The sequence below is a fragment of the Sphingomonas sp. Leaf208 genome, assembly GCF_001421415.1.
Classification (GTDB): Bacteria; Pseudomonadota; Alphaproteobacteria; order Sphingomonadales; family Sphingomonadaceae; genus Sphingomonas.
On sequence record NZ_LMKH01000001.1, the window covers coordinates 682,553 to 700,544 of the forward strand.

At 67.1% G+C, this 17,992-nt stretch carries 21 protein-coding genes and 2 tRNA genes; 2 read left to right on the top strand and 21 right to left on the bottom strand.

Annotation, left to right across the window (positions count from 1 at the left end):
• Positions 1-14: 14 nt before the first annotated feature.
• The 4 genes from ASE69_RS02870 to ASE69_RS02885 all read right to left on the bottom strand — a co-directional run bounded on the left by ASE69_RS02870 (position 15) and on the right by ASE69_RS02885 (position 3,546).
• Positions 15-91, bottom strand: a tRNA-Met gene (locus tag ASE69_RS02870).
• A 66-nt stretch (positions 92-157) separates the two neighbouring features.
• The gene (locus ASE69_RS02875) at positions 158-676 is read right to left on the bottom strand and encodes a 2'-5' RNA ligase family protein (RefSeq protein ID WP_056483079.1); all 519 of its coding nucleotides are present in this window, start codon (positions 674-676) and stop codon (positions 158-160) included.
• A 178-nt stretch (positions 677-854) separates the two neighbouring features.
• Positions 855-2,753: a potassium transporter Kup gene (locus ASE69_RS02880; RefSeq protein ID WP_056483082.1), complete on the bottom strand. Its 1,899-nt coding sequence runs from the start codon at positions 2,751-2,753 to the stop codon at positions 855-857.
• 352 nt (positions 2,754-3,105) lie between these two features.
• Positions 3,106-3,546 (bottom strand): Lrp/AsnC family transcriptional regulator, encoded by a 441-nt coding sequence (locus ASE69_RS02885; RefSeq protein ID WP_056482500.1) that lies wholly within the window; start codon positions 3,544-3,546, stop codon positions 3,106-3,108.
• 127 nt (positions 3,547-3,673) lie between these two features.
• On the opposite strand from ASE69_RS02885, the gene ald reads away from it, so the two are divergent.
• Together ald and ASE69_RS02895 are read left to right on the top strand one after the other, a co-directional pair.
• Positions 3,674-4,780: an alanine dehydrogenase gene (gene ald, locus ASE69_RS02890; protein WP_056482503.1), complete on the top strand. Its 1,107-nt coding sequence runs from the start codon at positions 3,674-3,676 to the stop codon at positions 4,778-4,780.
• 51 nt (positions 4,781-4,831) lie between these two features.
• The gene (locus ASE69_RS02895) at positions 4,832-5,050 is read left to right on the top strand and encodes a DUF3072 domain-containing protein (RefSeq protein WP_056058060.1); all 219 of its coding nucleotides are present in this window, start codon (positions 4,832-4,834) and stop codon (positions 5,048-5,050) included.
• A 43-nt stretch (positions 5,051-5,093) separates the two neighbouring features.
• Here the strand turns inward: ASE69_RS02895 and ASE69_RS02900 are convergent, their stop codons facing one another.
• The 17 genes from ASE69_RS02900 to gspF all read right to left on the bottom strand — a co-directional run bounded on the left by ASE69_RS02900 (position 5,094) and on the right by gspF (position 17,904).
• Positions 5,094-5,822: a tetratricopeptide repeat protein gene (locus ASE69_RS02900; RefSeq protein ID WP_235517959.1), complete on the bottom strand. Its 729-nt coding sequence runs from the start codon at positions 5,820-5,822 to the stop codon at positions 5,094-5,096.
• Positions 5,738-6,121 carry a cytochrome c-type biogenesis protein CcmH gene (locus ASE69_RS02905; protein WP_056482509.1) on the bottom strand — a complete coding sequence of 128 codons (384 nt, stop codon included), beginning with the start codon at positions 6,119-6,121 and terminating at the stop codon, positions 5,738-5,740. The genes ASE69_RS02900 and ASE69_RS02905 overlap by 85 nt, the downstream gene beginning before the upstream one ends.
• 134 nt (positions 6,122-6,255) lie before the next feature.
• Positions 6,256-6,783, bottom strand: a complete 528-nt coding sequence (locus ASE69_RS02910; RefSeq protein WP_056482512.1) for a DsbE family thiol:disulfide interchange protein — start codon at positions 6,781-6,783, stop codon at positions 6,256-6,258.
• Positions 6,780-8,693 carry a heme lyase CcmF/NrfE family subunit gene (locus ASE69_RS02915; protein ID WP_056482515.1) on the bottom strand — a complete coding sequence of 638 codons (1,914 nt, stop codon included), beginning with the start codon at positions 8,691-8,693 and terminating at the stop codon, positions 6,780-6,782. The genes ASE69_RS02910 and ASE69_RS02915 overlap by 4 nt, the downstream gene beginning before the upstream one ends.
• The gene (gene ccmE / locus ASE69_RS02920) at positions 8,690-9,136 is read right to left on the bottom strand and encodes a cytochrome c maturation protein CcmE (protein WP_056482518.1); all 447 of its coding nucleotides are present in this window, start codon (positions 9,134-9,136) and stop codon (positions 8,690-8,692) included. The genes ASE69_RS02915 and ccmE overlap by 4 nt, the downstream gene beginning before the upstream one ends.
• A gap of 97 nt (positions 9,137-9,233) precedes the next feature.
• Positions 9,234-9,959 carry a heme ABC transporter permease CcmC gene (gene ccmC / locus ASE69_RS02925; RefSeq protein WP_056482521.1) on the bottom strand — a complete coding sequence of 242 codons (726 nt, stop codon included), beginning with the start codon at positions 9,957-9,959 and terminating at the stop codon, positions 9,234-9,236.
• Positions 9,960-10,137: 178 nt separating this feature from the next.
• Positions 10,138-11,187 carry a Leu/Phe/Val dehydrogenase gene (locus ASE69_RS02930; RefSeq protein WP_056482524.1) on the bottom strand — a complete coding sequence of 350 codons (1,050 nt, stop codon included), beginning with the start codon at positions 11,185-11,187 and terminating at the stop codon, positions 10,138-10,140.
• 111 nt (positions 11,188-11,298) lie between these two features.
• Positions 11,299-11,375, bottom strand: a tRNA-His gene (locus ASE69_RS02935).
• A gap of 66 nt (positions 11,376-11,441) precedes the next feature.
• Positions 11,442-12,167: a type II secretion system protein N gene (gspN, locus tag ASE69_RS02940; RefSeq protein ID WP_056482527.1), complete on the bottom strand. Its 726-nt coding sequence runs from the start codon at positions 12,165-12,167 to the stop codon at positions 11,442-11,444.
• On the bottom strand, positions 12,164-12,640 hold the full coding sequence (gene gspM, locus ASE69_RS02945) for a type II secretion system protein GspM (RefSeq protein ID WP_056482530.1): 477 nt from the start codon (positions 12,638-12,640) through the stop codon (positions 12,164-12,166). The genes gspN and gspM overlap by 4 nt, the downstream gene beginning before the upstream one ends.
• Positions 12,637-13,725 carry a type II secretion system protein GspL gene (gspL, locus tag ASE69_RS02950; protein WP_056482533.1) on the bottom strand — a complete coding sequence of 363 codons (1,089 nt, stop codon included), beginning with the start codon at positions 13,723-13,725 and terminating at the stop codon, positions 12,637-12,639. The genes gspM and gspL overlap by 4 nt, the downstream gene beginning before the upstream one ends.
• Positions 13,722-14,720, bottom strand: coding sequence for a type II secretion system minor pseudopilin GspK (gene gspK / locus ASE69_RS02955; protein WP_235517960.1), 999 nt, complete (start codon positions 14,718-14,720; stop codon positions 13,722-13,724). Before gspK ends, gspL begins: the two co-directional genes overlap by 4 nt.
• Positions 14,707-15,393 (bottom strand): type II secretion system minor pseudopilin GspJ, encoded by a 687-nt coding sequence (gene gspJ / locus ASE69_RS02960; RefSeq protein ID WP_235517965.1) that lies wholly within the window; start codon positions 15,391-15,393, stop codon positions 14,707-14,709. The genes gspK and gspJ overlap by 14 nt, the downstream gene beginning before the upstream one ends.
• Entirely contained in the window at positions 15,390-15,794 is a 405-nt protein-coding gene (gene gspI, locus ASE69_RS02965; RefSeq protein ID WP_056482536.1) for a type II secretion system minor pseudopilin GspI, read from the bottom strand. The genes gspJ and gspI overlap by 4 nt, the downstream gene beginning before the upstream one ends.
• Positions 15,784-16,254 (bottom strand): GspH/FimT family pseudopilin, encoded by a 471-nt coding sequence (locus ASE69_RS02970; protein ID WP_056482539.1) that lies wholly within the window; start codon positions 16,252-16,254, stop codon positions 15,784-15,786. The genes gspI and ASE69_RS02970 overlap by 11 nt, the downstream gene beginning before the upstream one ends.
• Positions 16,229-16,669, bottom strand: coding sequence for a type II secretion system major pseudopilin GspG (gspG, locus tag ASE69_RS02975; protein ID WP_082452780.1), 441 nt, complete (start codon positions 16,667-16,669; stop codon positions 16,229-16,231). The genes ASE69_RS02970 and gspG overlap by 26 nt, the downstream gene beginning before the upstream one ends.
• 8 nt (positions 16,670-16,677) lie before the next feature.
• Positions 16,678-17,904 carry a type II secretion system inner membrane protein GspF gene (gspF, locus tag ASE69_RS02980; protein ID WP_056482541.1) on the bottom strand — a complete coding sequence of 409 codons (1,227 nt, stop codon included), beginning with the start codon at positions 17,902-17,904 and terminating at the stop codon, positions 16,678-16,680.
• Positions 17,905-17,992: the final 88 nt, after the last annotated feature.

Here is a 17,992-nt window from a genome sequence, read left to right on the forward strand (position 1 = left end):
CGCCAGGTCTGAAATGGTAGCGAAGGAGGGACTTGAACCCCCGACCCCAGGATTATGATTCCCGTGCTCTAACCAACTGAGCTACTTCGCCGTACCGTCCGTCAGGGAAGCGTTCTTCCCTGCGAGGCGCGGCCTATAGGAAGCGGTTTCGAGGCGGTCAAGCGAACATGTGCCGGGAAATCGCTTCCCATGGTCCGCCGCGATACCACCACGCGCCCAGACCGGCGATTTCCACGTCTTTCGGGGTGAAATCGCGCTGCAGATTGCCGAGCAGAAGCTTGGCGACTTGCGGGCTGACCTTGTTCTGGATCGTGACGTGCGGACGCCAGCCGCCGGCGTCCTGCGGGGTGAGCATGCCGGTGAATGCGTCGGCGAGGCGCGCCCGGATGCCGACAAGCTCGGGGGACTCGATCCGGTAGGCCACACCCCGCCCTAGCGACATCAGGCCGCCCACCCGGGCCTGTGGAGCACGGATGCCGCGCGTTTCCTGGTTGAGGCGGTGCTTGAGCTCGTCGAGGCCCGAGGGCGGCAGGTGGTGAAACAGCGTCAGGTGCGCGTCGAGCTGGTTACGCTCGGGCGGGAAATGCTCGCGGCGCATTGAGTCGAAGAACGCGGTGTCTTTGCGGCCGAATAGCGCGGTGACGATGATCGGGGCGACTTCGGTTGGGCCGGTCATCATAGAGGCTCCCCCCCGGCGGCGGCCGGGGTCCAATTGGGGGACGTCAATGACGATCGCTGCGCTTCGTTACTGCAACCTCTCCAATTGGGCCCCGGCCTTCGCCGGGGGGGTATTACTGTTTGCAGATGATACGTGCCTATCAAGCTGAGGCTTACGAGGTGGACCGAAGGAGCCATCAAATCTCGACCTGGCTACCCAGCTCGACCACGCGATTCGTCGGCAGGCGGAAGAACTCCATCGCGCTTTCCGCGTTGCGCAGCATCCACGCGAACAGCTTTTCCCGCCAGATCATCATGCCGGGCTTGTCCGACGCGAGCAGCGTCTGGCGCGACAGGAAGAAGCTGGTGTCCATCATCTTGAAGTCCGCACCGCAATTATGGACCTGCCGCAGCGCCGCGGGCACGTCGGCGTCCTCCATGAAGCCGTAGCGCAGCACGAGGCGGTGGAAGCCGTCGCCAAGCTCCTCGCGCACCGCACGGTCGTTGGCGGGCCAATAGGGCTGGCCGACGATCTTGACGGTGAGCAGGATGACGCGCTCGTGCAGCACCTTGTTGTGCTTGAGGTTGTGAAGCAGCGCATGCGGCACGCCGTCCGCGGTCGAGGTCATGAATACCGCGGTGCCCGGCACGCGCGACGCGGAACTGGCCGCCGAGCCGATGAACACCTTTATCGGCATCGCCGCTTCGTGCATCCGGTCGATCATCAGCTGCCGACCCTTCGACCAGGTCGTCAGGAAGGTGAAAATGATGAAGCCGACCAGCAGCGGGAACCAGCCACCGGCGGGCACCTTGGTCAGGTTGGCCGCGAAATAGGCGCCGTCGACCGTGAAGAAGATCGCCAGCAGCGGGATCGCGGCGATCTTCGGCCAGTTCCAGAGGCGGAACAGCACCACGCCGAGCAGGCACGTGTCGATGAACATCGCCCCGGTCACCGCGATCCCGTACGCGCTCGTCAGGTTCGACGAGGTGCGGAAGAACAGCACGAGCAGGATCACCATCACCATCAGCGCGCCGTTGACGAGCGGGATGTAGATCTGGCCCGCGGTCGAGGCGCTGGTGTGCTCGATCCGCAGGCGCGGAATGAAGCCGAGCTGAATCGCCTGCTGCGTCACCGAGAACGCGCCGGAGATCACCGCCTGCGACGCGATCACCGCCGCCATCGTCGCGAGGATGACGAGCGGGAGCTGCAGGCTTTCGGGGGCAAGGTTGTAGAACGGGCTGACCAGCGCCTCGCGGCCTTCGCGGAACAGCAGCGCGCCCTGCCCCATATAGTTGAGGATCAGTGCGGGGAGCACGAAGAACAGCCACGACAGGCCGATCGGCTTGCGGCCGAAATGGCCCATGTCCGCGTACAGCGCCTCCGCGCCGGTGACCGCGAGTACGACAGAACCCAGTGCGAGGAACGCCCGCTCGGGATCGATGATGAAGAACTCGACCGCGTAGTGCGGCGACAGCGCCCACAGCACCTCGGGGGTCTGAACGATGCTGAGAATGCCGAGCACCGCGATGACGCTGAAATACACCAGCATGATCGGCCCGAACACGAGGCCGATGCGCGCGGTGCCGCTCTTCTGCACCCAGAACAGCCCGATCAGGATGACGATCACGATCGGCAGCACGAGGCCGCCAAAAGCGGGCGCGGCGACGGCGAGGCCTTCGACCGCGGACAGCACCGAGACGGCGGGCGTGATCATGCTGTCGCCATAGAACAGCGCCGTTGCGAACACGCCGAGCAGGATGATGCCCTTGCTCCACCGCTTCGTCTTGGTCTTGCCCGAGACAAGCGCGAGCAGCGCGAGGCTACCCCCCTCGCCCTTGTTGTCCGCGCGCATGATGATGATGACGTACTTGACGGTCACGACGATCATCATCGACCAGAACATCAGGCTGATGACGCCCATGATGTGCGCCGCGTCGAGCGCGAGCTTGTGATGGCCGGCGAAGGTCTCGCGGAAGGCGTAGAGCGGGCTGGTGCCGATATCGCCGAAGACGATGCCGATCGCACCAAAGGCGAGCTTCAGCGTGCCGTCGGAGTTGTGATGCCCCGTCTCGAGATCGAGATTGGCGGGTGGCACGGTCGAGGCCGCGGCGGTCTGGTCGACGCTCACTGGACGGTGAATCGACCCGGAAGTGCAGCAATCTTCATCGAATTTCCGATTTCACCCTGTGCCCCAAGCGCGCGCATTTAGCATGCGGGCTGGAAGGCGGCAACGGCGAGGCGGGCAACGTGGATTAACTGGGGCTGATCGGTATAGTATCGAAGCGTTGCCTACACTTGCTCCCCTCCCGGGAAGGGAGGGGTTGGGGGTGGGTCGGCCTGCTTGTGCCGCCGACGTTCGGTAATGCGGAAGCCAACCCACCCCCGCCCCCTCCCTTCCAGGGAGGGGAGAAGAATTGCGTATGCGCCGAACGTCCGGCCGCCAGAATCTAGCGCCTGATGACTTCACGGATGACGAAGTGCGACGCCAGCCGCGTTACCCCGGGCAGTTGCGACAAGGTCTCGCGGTGGATGCGCTCGAACGTCTCGCCGTGGCGGATCTCGACGTGGAGCATGTAGTCCGCCTCCCCGCTCATCAGGAAGCATTGCACGACCTGCGGACACTCGACGATTACCGCCTCGAACGCCGCCATCGTCTCCTTGCGCTGATCCCGCAGCGTGACGTTGACGAGGACGATGCTGGGATCGCCGCGCGCCGCCTGCGACAGCACCGCACGATACCCCGTGATCGCGCCGCTTTCCCGCAACTGCGCGACCCGGCGATGCGCGGCGCTCGCCGACAGGCCTACCGCATCGCCGAGCTCGGCGCTGGTCAGGTCGGAATTGGCGGCGAGCAGGTCCAGTATCCTGCGTTCGATCGTGATGCTCAAGAATATCCCGTTTCGGCGTCGACGGATGCAATCATCTTGCAGATGCGGTATCGCACCGATACGAGTTTGCGAACCCTTCCCGTCCAAGGCGCGCTACTATCGCGCAAACGATAATGGAGTGGAATCAATGCGCGTCGGTGTCCCCAAGGAAATCAAGAACCACGAATATCGCGTCGGCCTGACCCCGCCATCGGTCGCCGAACTGGTCGCAGCCGGTCACGAGGTCGTCGTGGAGACGCAGGCCGGATCGGGCATCGATTTCGAGGACCAGGACTATGTCGAGGCGGGCGCGACGATCCTGCCGACGGCCGCCGCGGTGTTCGCCGGCGCCGACATGATCGTGAAGGTCAAGGAGCCGCAGCCGAGCGAGATCGCAATGCTCGAGCCGCGCCATCTGCTGTTCACCTACCTCCACCTTGCCGCGGACAAGCCGCAGGCCGAGGGGCTGATGAAGTCCGGCGCGACCTGCATCGCGTACGAGACCGTCACCGACAATCGCCGCGGGCTGCCGTTGCTCAAGCCGATGTCCGAGGTCGCGGGCCGCATGTCGGTGCAGGTCGGCGCGCATTACCTCGAGAAGGAGCAGGGCGGACGTGGCGTCCTGCTCGGCGGCGTCCCCGGTGTGGCTCCGGCCAAGGTCGCGATCCTCGGTGGCGGCGTGTCGGGCGTCAACGCCGCGCAGATGGCGGTCGGCATGCGCGCCGACGTGACGATCTACGACATCTCGAACGATCGCTTGGCCGAACTCGACATGTTCTTCTCCAGCCAGATCAAGACGGCGTATGCGTCGAAGGCTGCGATCGCGGCAGCGGTGAAGAACGCGCATCTGGTGATCGGTGCGGTGCTGGTGCCGGGCGCCGCTGCGCCGAAGCTCGTCACGCGCGAGATGCTGAAGACGATGAAGCGCGGTTCGGTGCTGGTCGACATCGCGATCGACCAGGGCGGGTGCTTTGAAACGTCGCACGCCACCACGCATGAGGATCCGGTTTTCGAGGTCGACGGCGTGATCCATTACTGCGTCGCCAACATGCCGGGCGCGGTGGCGCGGACCTCGGCGTTTGCGCTGAACAATGCGACTCTGCCGTTCGCGCTCAAGCTGGCGAATCTGGGGGCCGAGGCAGCTATGAAGGCCGACCCTCACCTCGCCAACGGGCTGAACGTCTACAATGGCAAGATCGCGTACAAGGCGGTCGCCGATGATCTAGGTTTACCTTACGAAGCATGGGCTGGCTGACTCGGGAACGGATACGGAACATGGGTGTTGGACAGGGGAAAGGAATTTCCAATGTCCGACACCCCGAACCCCAAGTCCGAACCCTTCTCGAACGCCGAGAAGGACCCGGACGACTGGACCACCGGCGACGAGAAGATGACCGGTGCGCAGGCGAGTTACCTCAAGACGCTGTCCGAGGAGGCGCATGAGGAATTCGACGAGACGCTGACCAAGGCGGATGCGTCGAAGAAGATCGACGAATTGCAGTCGAAGACTGGCCGCGGACAGTAAGTGCTTCATCCCGTCATCCTGGGCTTGCCCCAGGATGACGGGATTATTTTTGGCCGGCGTCCGGCGTATCCTGCATAGCCAGAAACCGATCCAGCAGCGCGAGCCGAGTGGCGATCTCGCCCCGGTATGAGATGTTGGCTGGCGTCAATGCCAGCGCCTTTGCCCAATACGGGCGAGCCGTCGCGAACTCTCCCGCTCGCACATAGGCCAGTCCGAGAAAGAACGGTGGAGCGGGATGCTTCGGCGCCAATCGCATCGCTTGCTGGAAGGCGAACAGCGCGGGCGGCGAAACCTGGTTGGCATCGTGCGCCGCCAGCGCGTTGGCGAGCCCGGTCCACATCACCACGCTCTTTGGGGCGATCCTGAGCCCCCCGAGCAATACCTGCACAGCCGCGCGACGGTCGCCGATCCGCGTCATCGCGTCTGCGGCAACCAGGTACGCTGCGGCGCCCGTATACCGCTCGAGCATCTGATCGCGCAGTTCGAGCATGGCGCTGTCGTCCGGCGTTGCCGCAAGTCCGGGCGACACTTCGTGGCCGGCGAGTCCTGGCTGCCCCTGCCACGCGTATCCCGCCGCACCGAGCATCAGCGCCGCCGCGACCATCGTCCAAAGAACGCGGTTCACCTTCAGCACCGCGAGCAGCGCGAACGCTCCCACCCCGATGGCAGCCAGCCAGAAATACCCCATCAGCGTGTCCTCCGCCGGAAGCTCGACCGCGCGATCCAGCCGCCGATGCCAAGCAGCAGGATCGGCGCTAGCCACAACGGCCATGTCAGGCCGGATAGGGGGGGATCGTACGTCACGTAGTCGCCGTAGCGCGCGATCAGCCAGTCGCGGATCGAGGCAGGCTTTTCGCCACGCTCGATCCGCTCGCGGACTAGCGCGCGCATGTCGGCCGCCATGTCCGCGTCGCTGTCGGCGATCGACTGGCCCTGGCAGACGAGGCAGCGCAGCGTTTCCATCAGCGCGCGTGCGGAAGCTTCCTGCGCGGGGTCGGTAAGTTGCACGTTGGCGTAATGCGCTGGTGGTGCAACCGGCTGGGCGAAAGCCGGCGAGATGCAGAGCAACATTGCGGCAAGAACCTCCCCTCCCGCTCGCGGGAGGGGTCGGGGGAGGGCATGACGCGAACGTGCGGTTGGTGAGGCATGAGAAGCCCCTCCCCTAACCCCTCCCGCAAGCGGGAGGGGAACTTGGTTAGCCCCCCTCACCGCGCGTCCTTCAACGCTTGCACGATCTCGGGCACATTCTCCGGCCGGATATCGCCGATGATCTGCTTCACTACGATCCCGCGACCATCGATCACGAACGTCTCCGGCACCCCCGACGAGCCCAGCGCCAACTGCACCTGGCTGGCCCGATCGCTGCCGATCCGCTCGTACGGATCACCGTTGCGGCGGAGGAACCCGGCGATCGCCGGCGCGGTGTCACGGATCGCGATCGCGTCGATCGGCACGCCCATCGCCTTCAGACGCATCAGTTGCGGCGCCTCGGCGATGCACGGGACGCACCAGCTCGCGAAGACGTTGAGCAACCGCGGCTTGCCCTGCCGGAACGACGCGCTGGCCAGGCCCGGTTTGCCGGGGACCATCGCGGGCAGCGCGAAATCGGGGAGCGGTTTGCCGACCATCGCCGACCGCACCACCTTCTCTGCCGGCCGGAACAGCCCGCTCGCCACCACTGCGAACAGCAGCGCGAAGATCGCAAGCGGCGCCCAGAGTGCGAACCGCTTCATGCCCATTCGGGCCGTATCGCGGCCCGTCGCTCGCGCAGCACCCGACCGATCAACGACAGCATACCGCCGAGCGCGATCAGCACCCCGCCGAACCAGATCAGCGTCACGAACGGCTTCCACCAGAGGCGGAGTTGCCAGCGCCCCTGCCCGTCCGGCTGGCCGAGCACGGTATAAAGCTGCCCGTCGAGCACCGTCAGGATGGCGGACTCGTTCGTGCTCGTCGGCGGGTTGGCAAAGAAGCGGAGTTGCGGGCGCAGGATGCTCTCGCTGCCCCCGCGCGTCGCGGTCAGCCGTGCTTCCAGGGCCGACCAGTTCTCACCGATCACCGGAGAAATGCCGTCGAGCGTCACGGTGTACGGCCCGACCCGTGCTGGTTCGCCCGCGCGCACTGCGACCAGCGTTTCCTTCGTGAAGGCGCTGTCCGACGCCATCCCGGCGAGACTGACCGCGATACCGAGGTGCGCGATGACCATGCCGTAGGTGAAGAGCGGCGTGCGCTTGAGATTGCGCTGCCACAACGGCGCGACGCTTGCGACCGCAAGCCCTGCGGCAAGCGACAGCCCGGCCCAGGGCAACACGCCCGGCCAGACGAACAGCAACGCGATTGCCGCCACCAACGTCGCGCCGATCGGCAGCATCACGCGGCCGAGCACCGCTTTCGCATCGTCCCGTCGCCAGCGAAGCAGCGGCCCGACCGCCATCACCGCGACGAGAAGCAACGCGATCGGCCCCGCTGCCTTGTTGAAGAACGGCGGCCCGACCGACAGCTGCACGCCGAAGCTGGCCGCGACGATCGGGTAGAGCGTGCCGATCAGGACGATCCCTAGGATCACCGACAATAGCAGGTTGTTCGCGACCAGCCCGCCCTCGCGACTGATCGGATCGAAGGTCGTGCCAGCACGGACGGTGCCGATCCGCGCGGCGAACAGCGCCAGCGCCCCGCCGATGTAGATTGCGAGCAACGCCAGGATGAACGCGCCGCGCTCCGGGTCGACCGCGAAAGCGTGGACGCTCGTCAGGATGCCCGATCGCACCAAAAACGTGCCGATCATCGACATCGAGAACGCGACGACCGCCAGCATGATCGTCCACGCGCGCAGGCCGTCGCGGGTCGCGAGTACGGTCACGGAATGGAGCAGCGCGGTGGCGGCTAGCCACGGCATCAGCGAGGCGTTCTCGACCGGATCCCAGAACCACCAGCCGCCCCAGCCGAGCTCGTAATACGCCCAGTACGATCCGGCGGTGATGCCGAGCGTCAGGAATATCCACGCGATCAGCACCCAGGGGCGCATCGCTTTCGCGAACGCCGGCCCGACATCGCGCGTGACGAGCGCACCGACCGCGAACGAGAACGCGACCGAGAGGCCGACATAGCCGGTGTAGAGCGTCGGCGGATGGAACGCCAAGCCGGGGTCCTGCAACAGCGGGTTAAGCCCGAGGCCATCGGCGGCAGCGGGATTGAGCCGCGCGAACGGGTTCGAGGAGAAGAGCAGGAACGCGTAGAAACCGAGCGCGATCGTCGCCTGCGCGCCGAGCGTCGCGGTGAGCGTGCGTTCGGGCAGCGAGCGCTCGAAGATCGCGACCGCACCGCCGGCCAGCCCGAGGATCGTCACCCAGAGCAGCATCGAGCCTTCGTGATTTCCCCACGCCCCGGCGAACTTGTAGAGCCAGGGCTTGGCCGAATGGCTGTTCTCGACGACCAGTTTGACGGACATGTCGGAGTCGAGGAACAGTTCGATCAGCAGCGCCATCACCAGCAATGCGAGCAGCCCCTGGACGATCGCCACCGGCCGGACCGCCGCCGCAACATCGTCACGACCGCGTGCGATGCCGATCGCTGCCATCACGAGCTGCAATGCCGCGAGCGCGCCCGCGAACCAGAGCGCGGCGAGGCCTGCTTCGGCGATCACTGCTTGGCGTCCGGTTCGAGAGTCTTGGTCTCATGCATCTTGCCGGCCATTTCCGGCGGCATGTATTTCTCGTCGTGCTTAGCGAGCAGGTTCGACGCGACGAAGCTGCCGTTGGGCTGGAACTGGCCTTCGGCGACGACGCCCGATTTCTCGCGGAACAGGTCCGGGACGATGCCGGCAAAGACGACCGGTGTGGTTGCCCGGCCGTCGGTGACGGTGAAATGCACGGTGATGCCGTCCGCGGCGCGTTTTACCGAGCCGCCTTCGACCATCCCGCCGAGTCTTACCGCGCGTCCGAGCGGGAGGCCGTCGCGACGCACGTCTGAGGGCGCATAGAAGAACGCGGCCTGGTCCTTCAGCGCGGACAGCGCGAGCAAGCCCGCGACGACGACCGCACCGAGTGCCAGGAGCGCTAGCGTCAGGCGTTGATGCTTGGCCTTCATTTCTCGGCCCTGCGCATCGCGAGGTAGCTCAGCAATGCGATGATCGCGCCGCCACCCAGCGTCACGACATACGCGGCAGTCACGAACGGCCAGGGGTTCATGCTCTTGCCATCCGGCGCATGCGGGCTTCGGACTTCGCCACGGCCAGCATCGTCCGCATCCGCATCAGCACGATGCCGGCGAACACGAAGGTGAAGCCGGCTAGCATGATCGGCAGCGGCCAGAGGATCGAACCGTCGATGGTCGATTGCGTGAGGCCGATGCTCGGCCCCTGGTGCAGCGTGTTCCACCACACCACCGAATAGCGGATGATCGGCAGCAGAACCGACCCGGCGATCCCGTAGAGCGCCGGCACGCGCCCGTCGCCGCCACGATCCGCATCGGCCTTCGCGAGCGCCACGTAGCCGAGATAGACGAAGAACAGCAGCAACATCGAGGTCAGCCGGCCGTCCCACTGCCACCACGTTCCCCAGGTCGGACGGCCCCAGATCGAGCCGGTCATCAGGCACAGTGCGGCGAACACCGCGCCCGGCAGAGCGATCGCGCGCGCGGCCACATTGGCGAGCGGGTGGCGCCAGACGAGGAACATGATGCTGGAGATCGCGATCCCACTCCACCCGCCCATGCCGAGCCAGGCGGCGGGGACGTGGATGTAGAGGATGCGGACGGTCTCGCCCTGGAGATAGTCGGGCGGGGTTTGCGTCAGGCCTGCCCAGCAGCCCAGCACGATCAGCGCGACGCCAGCCCAGAACAGCGCTGGCGTCAACGGCTTGGCGATCTTCAGGAAGCGCGCCGGGTTTGCGAAGGCGTGTAGGGTGGCCACTGGGGACAGCCATTATGGCAAGTCATCGCGGACTTAAAGCCCCTCTCCCGTCGAGGAGAGGGAGGGGCCCGCCCCACTTGCGGTGGGAGGGTGAGGGGGAGTGAGGCTAGGGTCGTTTACCAAACCGCCCCTCATCCGGCACTGCGTGCCACCTTCTCCCCGGAGGGGAGAAGGACCGTTACCGACCGATCAGGCGCTTGGCGATCGAGTCCGACACGTCCGACGCCGGCTGGCCGGTGCGGTCGCTCTCGTTCCAGACTTCGATCAGGCGCTCGGGGATACGCGCGATCCGGGCCTTCACCTCGGCTTCGTCGCCGTGACCCAGATACTCGAGGCCGACGTTGATGATCCCGCCTGCGTTGATCACGTAGTCCGGCGCGTACAGGATCCCGCGAGCATGCAGACGCGCACCGTCTTCGCGGACGCTCAACTGGTTGTTCGCACCGCCCGCGACGACCTTCGCCTTCAGCGCAGCGATCGACATCTCGGTCAGGATCGCACCGAGCGCGTTCGGGCTGAAGATGTCCGCCTCGGTCGTCAGGATCGCCTCGGCCGCCACCGCGGTCGCGCCGAGTTCACCGGCCAGCTTCTGCGCACGGCCCTCGTCGACGTCCGCCAGCGTCAGCACCGCGCCGTCCTTCGCGAGCAACCGCGCGAGCCCGCCGCCGACCGAACCGACGCCCTGGATCGCGACGCGCACGCCCTTCATGTCGGTCGCGCCGAGGCCACGCTGTGCGGCTGCCTTCACGCCGAGATAGATGCCGAGCGCGGTGTACGGCCCGGGATCGCCACCCGCAGCGCCGCTCGCGACCGGCAGGCCGGAGACGTAGCGCGTCTGGCTGGCGATCACCTTCATGCGGTCTTCGGACATGCCGACGTCTTCGGCCGTCACGTAGCGCCCGCCGAGCGAATCGACCGCACGACCGAACGCCTCGAGCTGGGCGGTCGTGATGACCTCGCCGGGCTTGGCCGCGAGGACCACGCCCTTGCCGCCGCCGAGTTCCAGACCCGCCATCGCGTTCTTGAAGCTCATGCCGCGCGACAGGCGCAGCGCGTCGGTCACCGCGCGGCCATTGTCGGCATAATGCCAGAAGCGTGCACCGCCCGCTGCCGGCCCGAGCTTGGTCGAGTGCACCGCGATCACCGCGTGCAGCCCCGATTCGGGATCGGTGAAGGCATGAACGCCCTCGTGGTCGTCGAAATCGGGAAGGTCCCAAACCGCTGTCATCGCCGGCTCCTGAGGAGAATAAAATTACCGGGAAGCGAAATATTATTTTCCGGCCGGTTTTACCAGCCCAAAGCGCTCACGTTTAGGAGGCTCGGAAAAATAACGGGAAAATGGGGCGACCGACGGGACTTGAACCCGCAACATCCGGCATCACAAGCCGACGCTCTAACCAATTGAACTACGACCGCCGCGTAGGCATCGCCCCCTAGCGGGGGTCGCCGGGCGGCGTCAACCGTCGACTTGCCAAAAAGACGTCAAAAACGTCCTTCGATGGCGAGCTTGTACCCGTTCGGGCCGCTCACGAAGCCCGCCTGCTCAAGCTTCTGGACCGCCAGCGGATCGGACGGACGCAGCGACAGCTCGGCGCGATAGGTCCCTGCCCCCTCGATCCGAAGCGCGATGCTTTCGGTCCCGGACTGGCTCGCCAGCGGCAACAGCAGCGCGGTGCCGTCGCAGCGTGCGGTGCCGCTGACCGACTGCGGCAAGGTGATCCCCCCGACGTCACCCGCCAGCGTTGCGCGGACGCGGCCCTCGGCGGCTTCGCACTGGCCATCGCGGAAGCGGACCGAGACGTCGTCGAGGTCGAGCGCGGAGACGGGCACCGGCGCGAACAGCCGGCCGGTCGCGACGCTGGCGGTCATATGGTCGACGCCGAAGCCGTGGCGACTGACGCTCGCCGACCCGCGCAACGGCTTGGCCGACACCGACTCGGGACCGGCAAAGACGATCGTCGCGCGGCCGACCAGCAGCGGCAGGGGCGACAGCCGCGCGTGCAGGTCGCCGAGCGCGAGATCGCCGAACCGCGCTTCGGTCAGCGTCGCGCCCCAGATCGTCCCCGACACGCGCCGCGCGACCAGCCCCTCGTCGCCGACGCCGACCCAGCCGAGCACCGCGCGCATCGGCAGGAAGACGATCAGCGCGATCAGCAGCATCCCGCCGAACAGCGCGGCCGGGCCGGTACGCAAACGGATCCGCCTCATGCCGCGCGTGCCTTCAACGTGAGCGCGACGCCGACGGTCTTGTCGCCCTTGTCGGTCATCGCCACCGAATCGACGAGGATGCCGAGCCGTTCGAGGCGCGCGAGCCACGCGACCAGTGCAGCAGGACGTGCCGGCTGGATACTAACCCGCACCCGGCTGGCCCCGTCCTGATCGAGCGAGGCGAGCACGAAGCCGGCCTGTTCCGCCTCGGCGCGCACCGCGTCGGCGAGCGTGCCGGTCAGCGGGGTGGCGCGCGTCCGCTGGATGTCGCGCAACGTCGCGACTTGCGCGCGCGTCTCGCCGAGCCGGGCGACGGCATCGGCGTGACGCTCGCGCGCACTCGACAGGCCGTCGCCGACCGGGCGGATGATCAGCGCCCACAGCAACGTCAACACCGCGAGCGCCGCCATCACGAGCAGCAATCGCCGCTCCCGCAGCGAGCGACCTTCGAACCACGTCTTCAGTCCGGTCATCGTCCGCTCTCCGGGCTGATCGTGAGTTCCCCCGTCACGCGGCCGGCTGCCGCCTGGAACACGCCGGCGCGGACCGAGAGGCCGGCAGCTTCGAGGGCGCGCTTCAGATCGGTCGCCAAGGCCTCCCGCTCGACCGCCACCGACAGGCGCAGGTCGCCGTTCGCCTGAAAATCGAGCGCGGTGACTTCGGTGCCGGGGGTTGCGCGCACCGCTGCGAACACCGCCGCGGTCGTGCTGGTGAAGCCTAGCCCCGGTCCCCGCACGCGCGACAGGCGCTCGTCGAGCTGACGGCTGGCGTCGACGACCGTCTCGCCGCGCGGCAGGCCAGTGACCGCCACCGTGTTGGCTTCCGCCTCCAACGCATCCGCGCCGAAACTGTACTTGGCGATACGAACGAGCGAGATCGCCAGCGTCACGGCCAGGATCGTCAGCGACAACAGCGCCAGCCGACGGATCAGCCCCCAGTCGATTGCGAACCTTCGCCGCCGCGCGAACGGCCCTTGTCGAAGATCCAGCGGGGGTGACGCGACGGCGGCAACGATCGCTGCCTCCAGCGTGTCGCGGTCGATCGTCGCGGGCGCGGTGCCGCCGGTCACCAGCTCCGTCAGTCGCGCCTCGTCAGCGAACCCGCTCGACGTGCCACGCACGACACCGCTGCCAGCGAGTTCCGCCCGCGCGTACCCCTCTTCGGGTCGCGGAAGGAGCATCGGCGCCGGAATGACCGCGACCGGATCCACGCCTGCCTCCGCCAGCATCAGCAGCCAGTCGCGCATCGTCGCGGCACCGACGACCCCGATCGGCCGGTCGCTGGCGCCTTCGTCACCGACTGCGACGTGGAGTTCGGCGAGTGGCGATGCACTCGCCTCGCTCGCCAGGATACGCGCAGCCGCCGTTGCCTGCGCCGCAGACCGCGACGGCAGTTCCGCCCAGTGCAACGTCACCGCGTCGGCGGGCGCGACCGCGATCGTCTCGCCATCGGCGGCGATGTCGGGAATCCCCTCCCCCTCCTCGACTACGCGCGCGTCCGCAACGCGCATCCAGCGATATCCGGTCTCGCCGGCGGGGAGGAACAGCAAAGTCGTCATGATGGCTCGCCCCATTGCCGCGATACGAGCTGCGCGGGAAGCCGGTTCGCGTCGATCAGTGCACGTTCCTGCATTTGAGTGGTGCCGAGCGTCACGTCGATATCGAGCGTGAACCATTTCGACAGCACCTGCGCGTCCGCGCCGGGCGCGATATTGGCGGCGCCGAGCAACGACGCGCCCTTCTGCATTTCGTCGAAGGTCGCATAGCCCTGCACCGGTCGCCGCAGCAGCAGTTGCTGGGCGGCACCGACCGACAGCGTATCGGGATACATCATCGCCAGCAGCACGGACTGTTCGGGCAGCAGCGTGTTGACGTTGATCGGCGAGGGCCTGGCGGAGGGCAGCGTGCAGATCCACGGCCGGATCTTCGTGTAGATCTCAGGCGTCATCCCGGCGATCGCGCGCAGTTCGCTGGGGTCGCTCATCAGCGTGCCGGCGGTGCGGTACGACGGCACGCGGCCAAGATATGCGCCGTCCTCGGCCCCCATCGGTGACTGGTCCTGATCGCTGTCGATCCAGTCGGTCGTGCCCGCCGCGACCTGTTCCGCGACCTGCACGGGTACGTCGAGCAACCGCATCAGGCGGACGAACTGCGGCCGCACGTCGCCACGCGCGACGTAGACGCCGGGGGTTGTCATGCCGACGAGAGAGTTCAGGTTGAAGCAGTTCGCCCCGTCGCGGACGCGCGCGGTTGCGAAGCCTCCGGGTACCGGGAGGCCGAACGGGGTGTTGCTCCAGCCGCCGGCCAGCGTGACCCGCGCAGGCTTTGGCGCGAGCAGGTTGGAGACGCGGGTCAGCGCCATCGTCTCCGCCGCGAGTGCATAGGCGCGCGCCTGCTCGCCGGTCGCGGCGTTGCTCGCGAGCCGGGTCGACAGCCGGAGTTTTTCCAGCGCCGCGCCGGCCATCACCGCGATGATCGCGACGAGCATCAGCACGGTGAGCAGCGCTGCACCCCGCTCTTGCCCGCGCGGAATGCCGCGATCAGGTGCGCGCACCGGGCGTCTCCTGTCCCGGAGGGGTGCCCGCCGGTGGCGTGACGGCGGGCCCGGTTCCATCAGATGGCGCCGGCACGTAGCTGGTGCCGACGAGGAACATCTGGCGGAACTGCGTACCGTCGTCGCGCTGGACGGTAAGTTCCATCGCGTCGGGCAAGGGCCTGCCGCTCGCACCATCCCAGCGATCGCTCCAGGCGCCCGCGATGCGATAGCGGAGTGCGACCTGGCGGACTTTGGTGAGCAACGCGGCAGGCGGCAGGGGTTGCGCGCCGTCGACCATTGGATACGCGATCCGCTGGAACACGCCGCCATCGACGCGGTAGGCGACCTTCTGCATGCTGGAACGCGCGGCCCCATCGATGTTGCTCCAGCCGGCGCGGACCAAACGCAGCATCGGCGTGACGCCCGATCCGCTCTCGCCGATGAATGCGGGAACGCTGGTGCCCGCCTCGTCGCGGGTAGCGCGGTTGGTGGCTTGGGCAAGATCGCCGGACAGGATCGACATCGTCCGGGTGAGCGCGCTGATGTCGTCGAGCTTGGCGCCGGTCGAACTCTGCGCCTTCACGCTGAACGACAGGATCGCGACGCCCGCTGCGGCGATCATGCCGAAAATCATGAGCGACACCATGACTTCGATAAGCGTGAAACCGGCCTCGGTTTTCGGAGGCGTCACATCACCATCCGCGGCGCTGGTCGCACCATGGTCAGGCGGCCGAGTTGCGTGCCGGTCCGGTCGGCGACCGCCACGTCGATCCGCAGCACGCTCGATCCGCCGAGCGCGATGACCTGGCGCGTCCACGTCCAGGGCTGGCCGCCGTTCGTCTCGATGCCGGTGACGCGGCCTGCGGTCGGGGGCTGCGCGCTGGTGACCGCATCGATCGCGACGTTGCGCGCGACCATCTGCGCGACGAGCGTTTCGTCGAGGATCGAGGCGCCGCGGATCGTCGCGCTTTCCAGACGCACGAGCGCCATCGCCGCAAGGCTGAACACCGCCAGCGCGACCATGATTTCGATCAACGTGAAGCCGTGTTCGGCGTAACGTCGACGAAGGGTAAATCCGCGCTCAGCCTGCATCGGCTCTTACGCTGCCGTCGGCGTCGATGTGGACGGTCGCCGCGACGCCGCCGCGATCCAGGCGGATCTCCGCGGGGCGGTCGACGAGGCCGGTCGGGTCGAACGTCACGCGCATCCGGCCGCTGGTGTCGTCGATGCTGGCCCTGGTGCCTTCGTTCCAGCGTTCGACTCGCATCGGTTTCTCCGCGATTGGGGTCCAGCCACCAGCGAGTCGACGGTCGAATCCATAACCGCCGCCGCTGATCCAGACGCTTACCGGGCGAGCTTCGACGATCGCCGAATCGTGCGCCGCGCGGGTGCGCAGGGCGAAACGCGTCGCCTCGTCGAGCACGCGGCCGCGCGGGTCGGGCATGACGAGGACGGCCACCGCCGATGCGAGCCCGATGATCGTGACGACGACCATCAGCTCGACCAGCGTGAAACCGACTTCGCGCTTATTGCCAGCTGCCGATATCGGCATCGATCCCCTCGCCGCCTTCCTTGCCGTCCGCGCCGAAGGTCCAGACGTCGGCCTCGCCGTGTGCGCCGGGCGAGGCATAGAGATACGGGCGCCCCCAGGGATCGTTCGGCAGCTTCTTGAGATACCCGCCACGCTGATACCGCGACGGATCGGCGAGACCCGCGGGCGCCGTGACGAGCGCGTTCAGCCCCTGCGTGGTGTTGGGGAAGGTCATGTTCTGGAGCTTGTAGAGCTCCAGCCCGCCCTCGATCTGGGCGATGTCGGCCTTCGCCTTCTGGATCCGCGCGGTGTCGCCCGAGGGCAGCACGTTGAGCGCGACGATCGTGGCGAGCAGGCCGATGATGACGATCACGACCATCAGCTCGACGAGGGTGAAGCCGGCCTCGCGGCGCTTCTTTTTATCTTCGGGACGCATACGAAACCTCATTGTCCGGCCAGCGTGTTGAGCTGGAGGATCGGGAGCAGGATGGATAGCACGATCGTCGCGACGATGCCGCCCATCACGACGATGATCAGCGGTTCGAGCAGCGAAAGTGCGGTGGCGGTGAAACGGTCGAACTCGCGTTCGAGATAGTCGGCGGCGCGCTCGAGCATCTCGTCGAGGCGACCAGCGGCTTCACCCGACGCCGCAAGATAGGTCAGCAGCGGCGGGAAGACGCCCGCGCGGCGCATCGCGGCTGAGAGCGAGCCGCCGCCGCGGATCGCGTCGACGATCTGGTCCGAGGCCTGGCGGAGGCGGCGGTTGTGGATCGTGCTGGCGGTGAGGTTGAGGCCGTCGAGCAGCGGCAGGCGGCTCGCGACCATCGTGCCGAGCGTGCGCGCCATGCGGGCCGCGTGAAGGTCTCGGATCAGGCGGCCGAGCAGCGGAATGCGGAGCAGCCAGCCGTCGAAGGCGAGCCTGAGCGTCGGGTCCTTGAGCGTCCGCCACCCGGCCAGGCCGCCACCGACGACGATCAGCAGCATCACCCACCAGTATCCGACGAGGAACGCCGAGAACGCCATCACCATCCGCGTCAGCAGCGGGAGTTGCTGACCGACCGTGTCGAACTGCTCGACGACCTGCGGCACGACGAACATCATAAGCGCGGTGACGACGCCGAACGCGACGAGCGCGAGGATCGAGGGATAGGCGAGGGCGGTGATGAGCTTGCCGCGGATCTCGGCCTGGCGTTCGAGCAGGGCGGCGAGCCGGTCGAGGATCGTCGGGAGCGAGCCCGAGCTTTCGCCGGCGGACACCATCGCGCGGTAGAGCGGCGGGAAGCTTTTCGGCTCGCGCGCCATCGCATCGGCGAGGCGGCGGCCTTCGACGACGCCGGCGTGGACGTGCTGGACTATCGTGCGGACGCTGTCCTGTTCGGTCTGGCGCGTGATCGTGCGGAGGGATTCTTCCAGCGGCGAGACGCGGTTCAGGGTGGCGAGCTGGCGAGTGAAGAGCGTGAGGTTCTTGCCCGACATCTTCGGTGTGCCGAGTTGGAGGCCGAACAGCGGGCGGCCCTTGGTGGCCTGTGGCGGCGCGCCGGGCGTGATCTTCACGACATAGAATTTGCGTGCGTCGAGAGTAGCGCGCGCGACGTCGATGTCCGAAGCGGCGACGTGACCGCGGCGTTCGGCGCCCTTGGTATCGATCGCGATATAGTCGAAATCAGCCATCATCCTCCCCTGCAAGGGGAGGGGGACCGCCGCGAAGCGGTGGTGGAGGGGGCGTGCCGCGAACGTTGCGTTGCGCTGCTGGCGGCGT

Coding starts and splice junctions, on each gene's coding strand:
- ASE69_RS02875 (WP_056483079.1), bottom strand. CDS start 676: ATGACCGGCCCAACCGAAGTCGCCCCGATCATCGTCACCGCGCTATTC.
- ald (WP_056482503.1), top strand. CDS start 3,674: ATGCGCGTCGGTGTCCCCAAGGAAATCAAGAACCACGAATATCGCGTC.
- ASE69_RS02895 (WP_056058060.1), top strand. CDS start 4,832: ATGTCCGACACCCCGAACCCCAAGTCCGAACCCTTCTCGAACGCCGAG.
- ASE69_RS02900 (WP_235517959.1), bottom strand. CDS start 5,822: ATGGCCGTTGTGGCTAGCGCCGATCCTGCTGCTTGGCATCGGCGGCTG.
- ASE69_RS02905 (WP_056482509.1), bottom strand. CDS start 6,121: ATGTTGCTCTGCATCTCGCCGGCTTTCGCCCAGCCGGTTGCACCACCA.
- ASE69_RS02910 (WP_056482512.1), bottom strand. CDS start 6,783: ATGAAGCGGTTCGCACTCTGGGCGCCGCTTGCGATCTTCGCGCTGCTG.
- ccmE (WP_056482518.1), bottom strand. CDS start 9,136: ATGAAGGCCAAGCATCAACGCCTGACGCTAGCGCTCCTGGCACTCGGT.
- ASE69_RS02930 (WP_056482524.1), bottom strand. CDS start 11,187: ATGACAGCGGTTTGGGACCTTCCCGATTTCGACGACCACGAGGGCGTT.
- gspN (WP_056482527.1), bottom strand. CDS start 12,167: ATGAGGCGGATCCGTTTGCGTACCGGCCCGGCCGCGCTGTTCGGCGGG.
- gspM (WP_056482530.1), bottom strand. CDS start 12,640: ATGACCGGACTGAAGACGTGGTTCGAAGGTCGCTCGCTGCGGGAGCGG.
- gspL (WP_056482533.1), bottom strand. CDS start 13,725: ATGACGACTTTGCTGTTCCTCCCCGCCGGCGAGACCGGATATCGCTGG.
- gspI (WP_056482536.1), bottom strand. CDS start 15,794: ATGCAGGCTGAGCGCGGATTTACCCTTCGTCGACGTTACGCCGAACAC.
- ASE69_RS02970 (WP_056482539.1), bottom strand. CDS start 16,254: ATGCCGATATCGGCAGCTGGCAATAAGCGCGAAGTCGGTTTCACGCTG.
- gspG (WP_082452780.1), bottom strand. CDS start 16,669: ATGCGTCCCGAAGATAAAAAGAAGCGCCGCGAGGCCGGCTTCACCCTC.
- gspF (WP_056482541.1), bottom strand. CDS start 17,904: ATGGCTGATTTCGACTATATCGCGATCGATACCAAGGGCGCCGAACGC.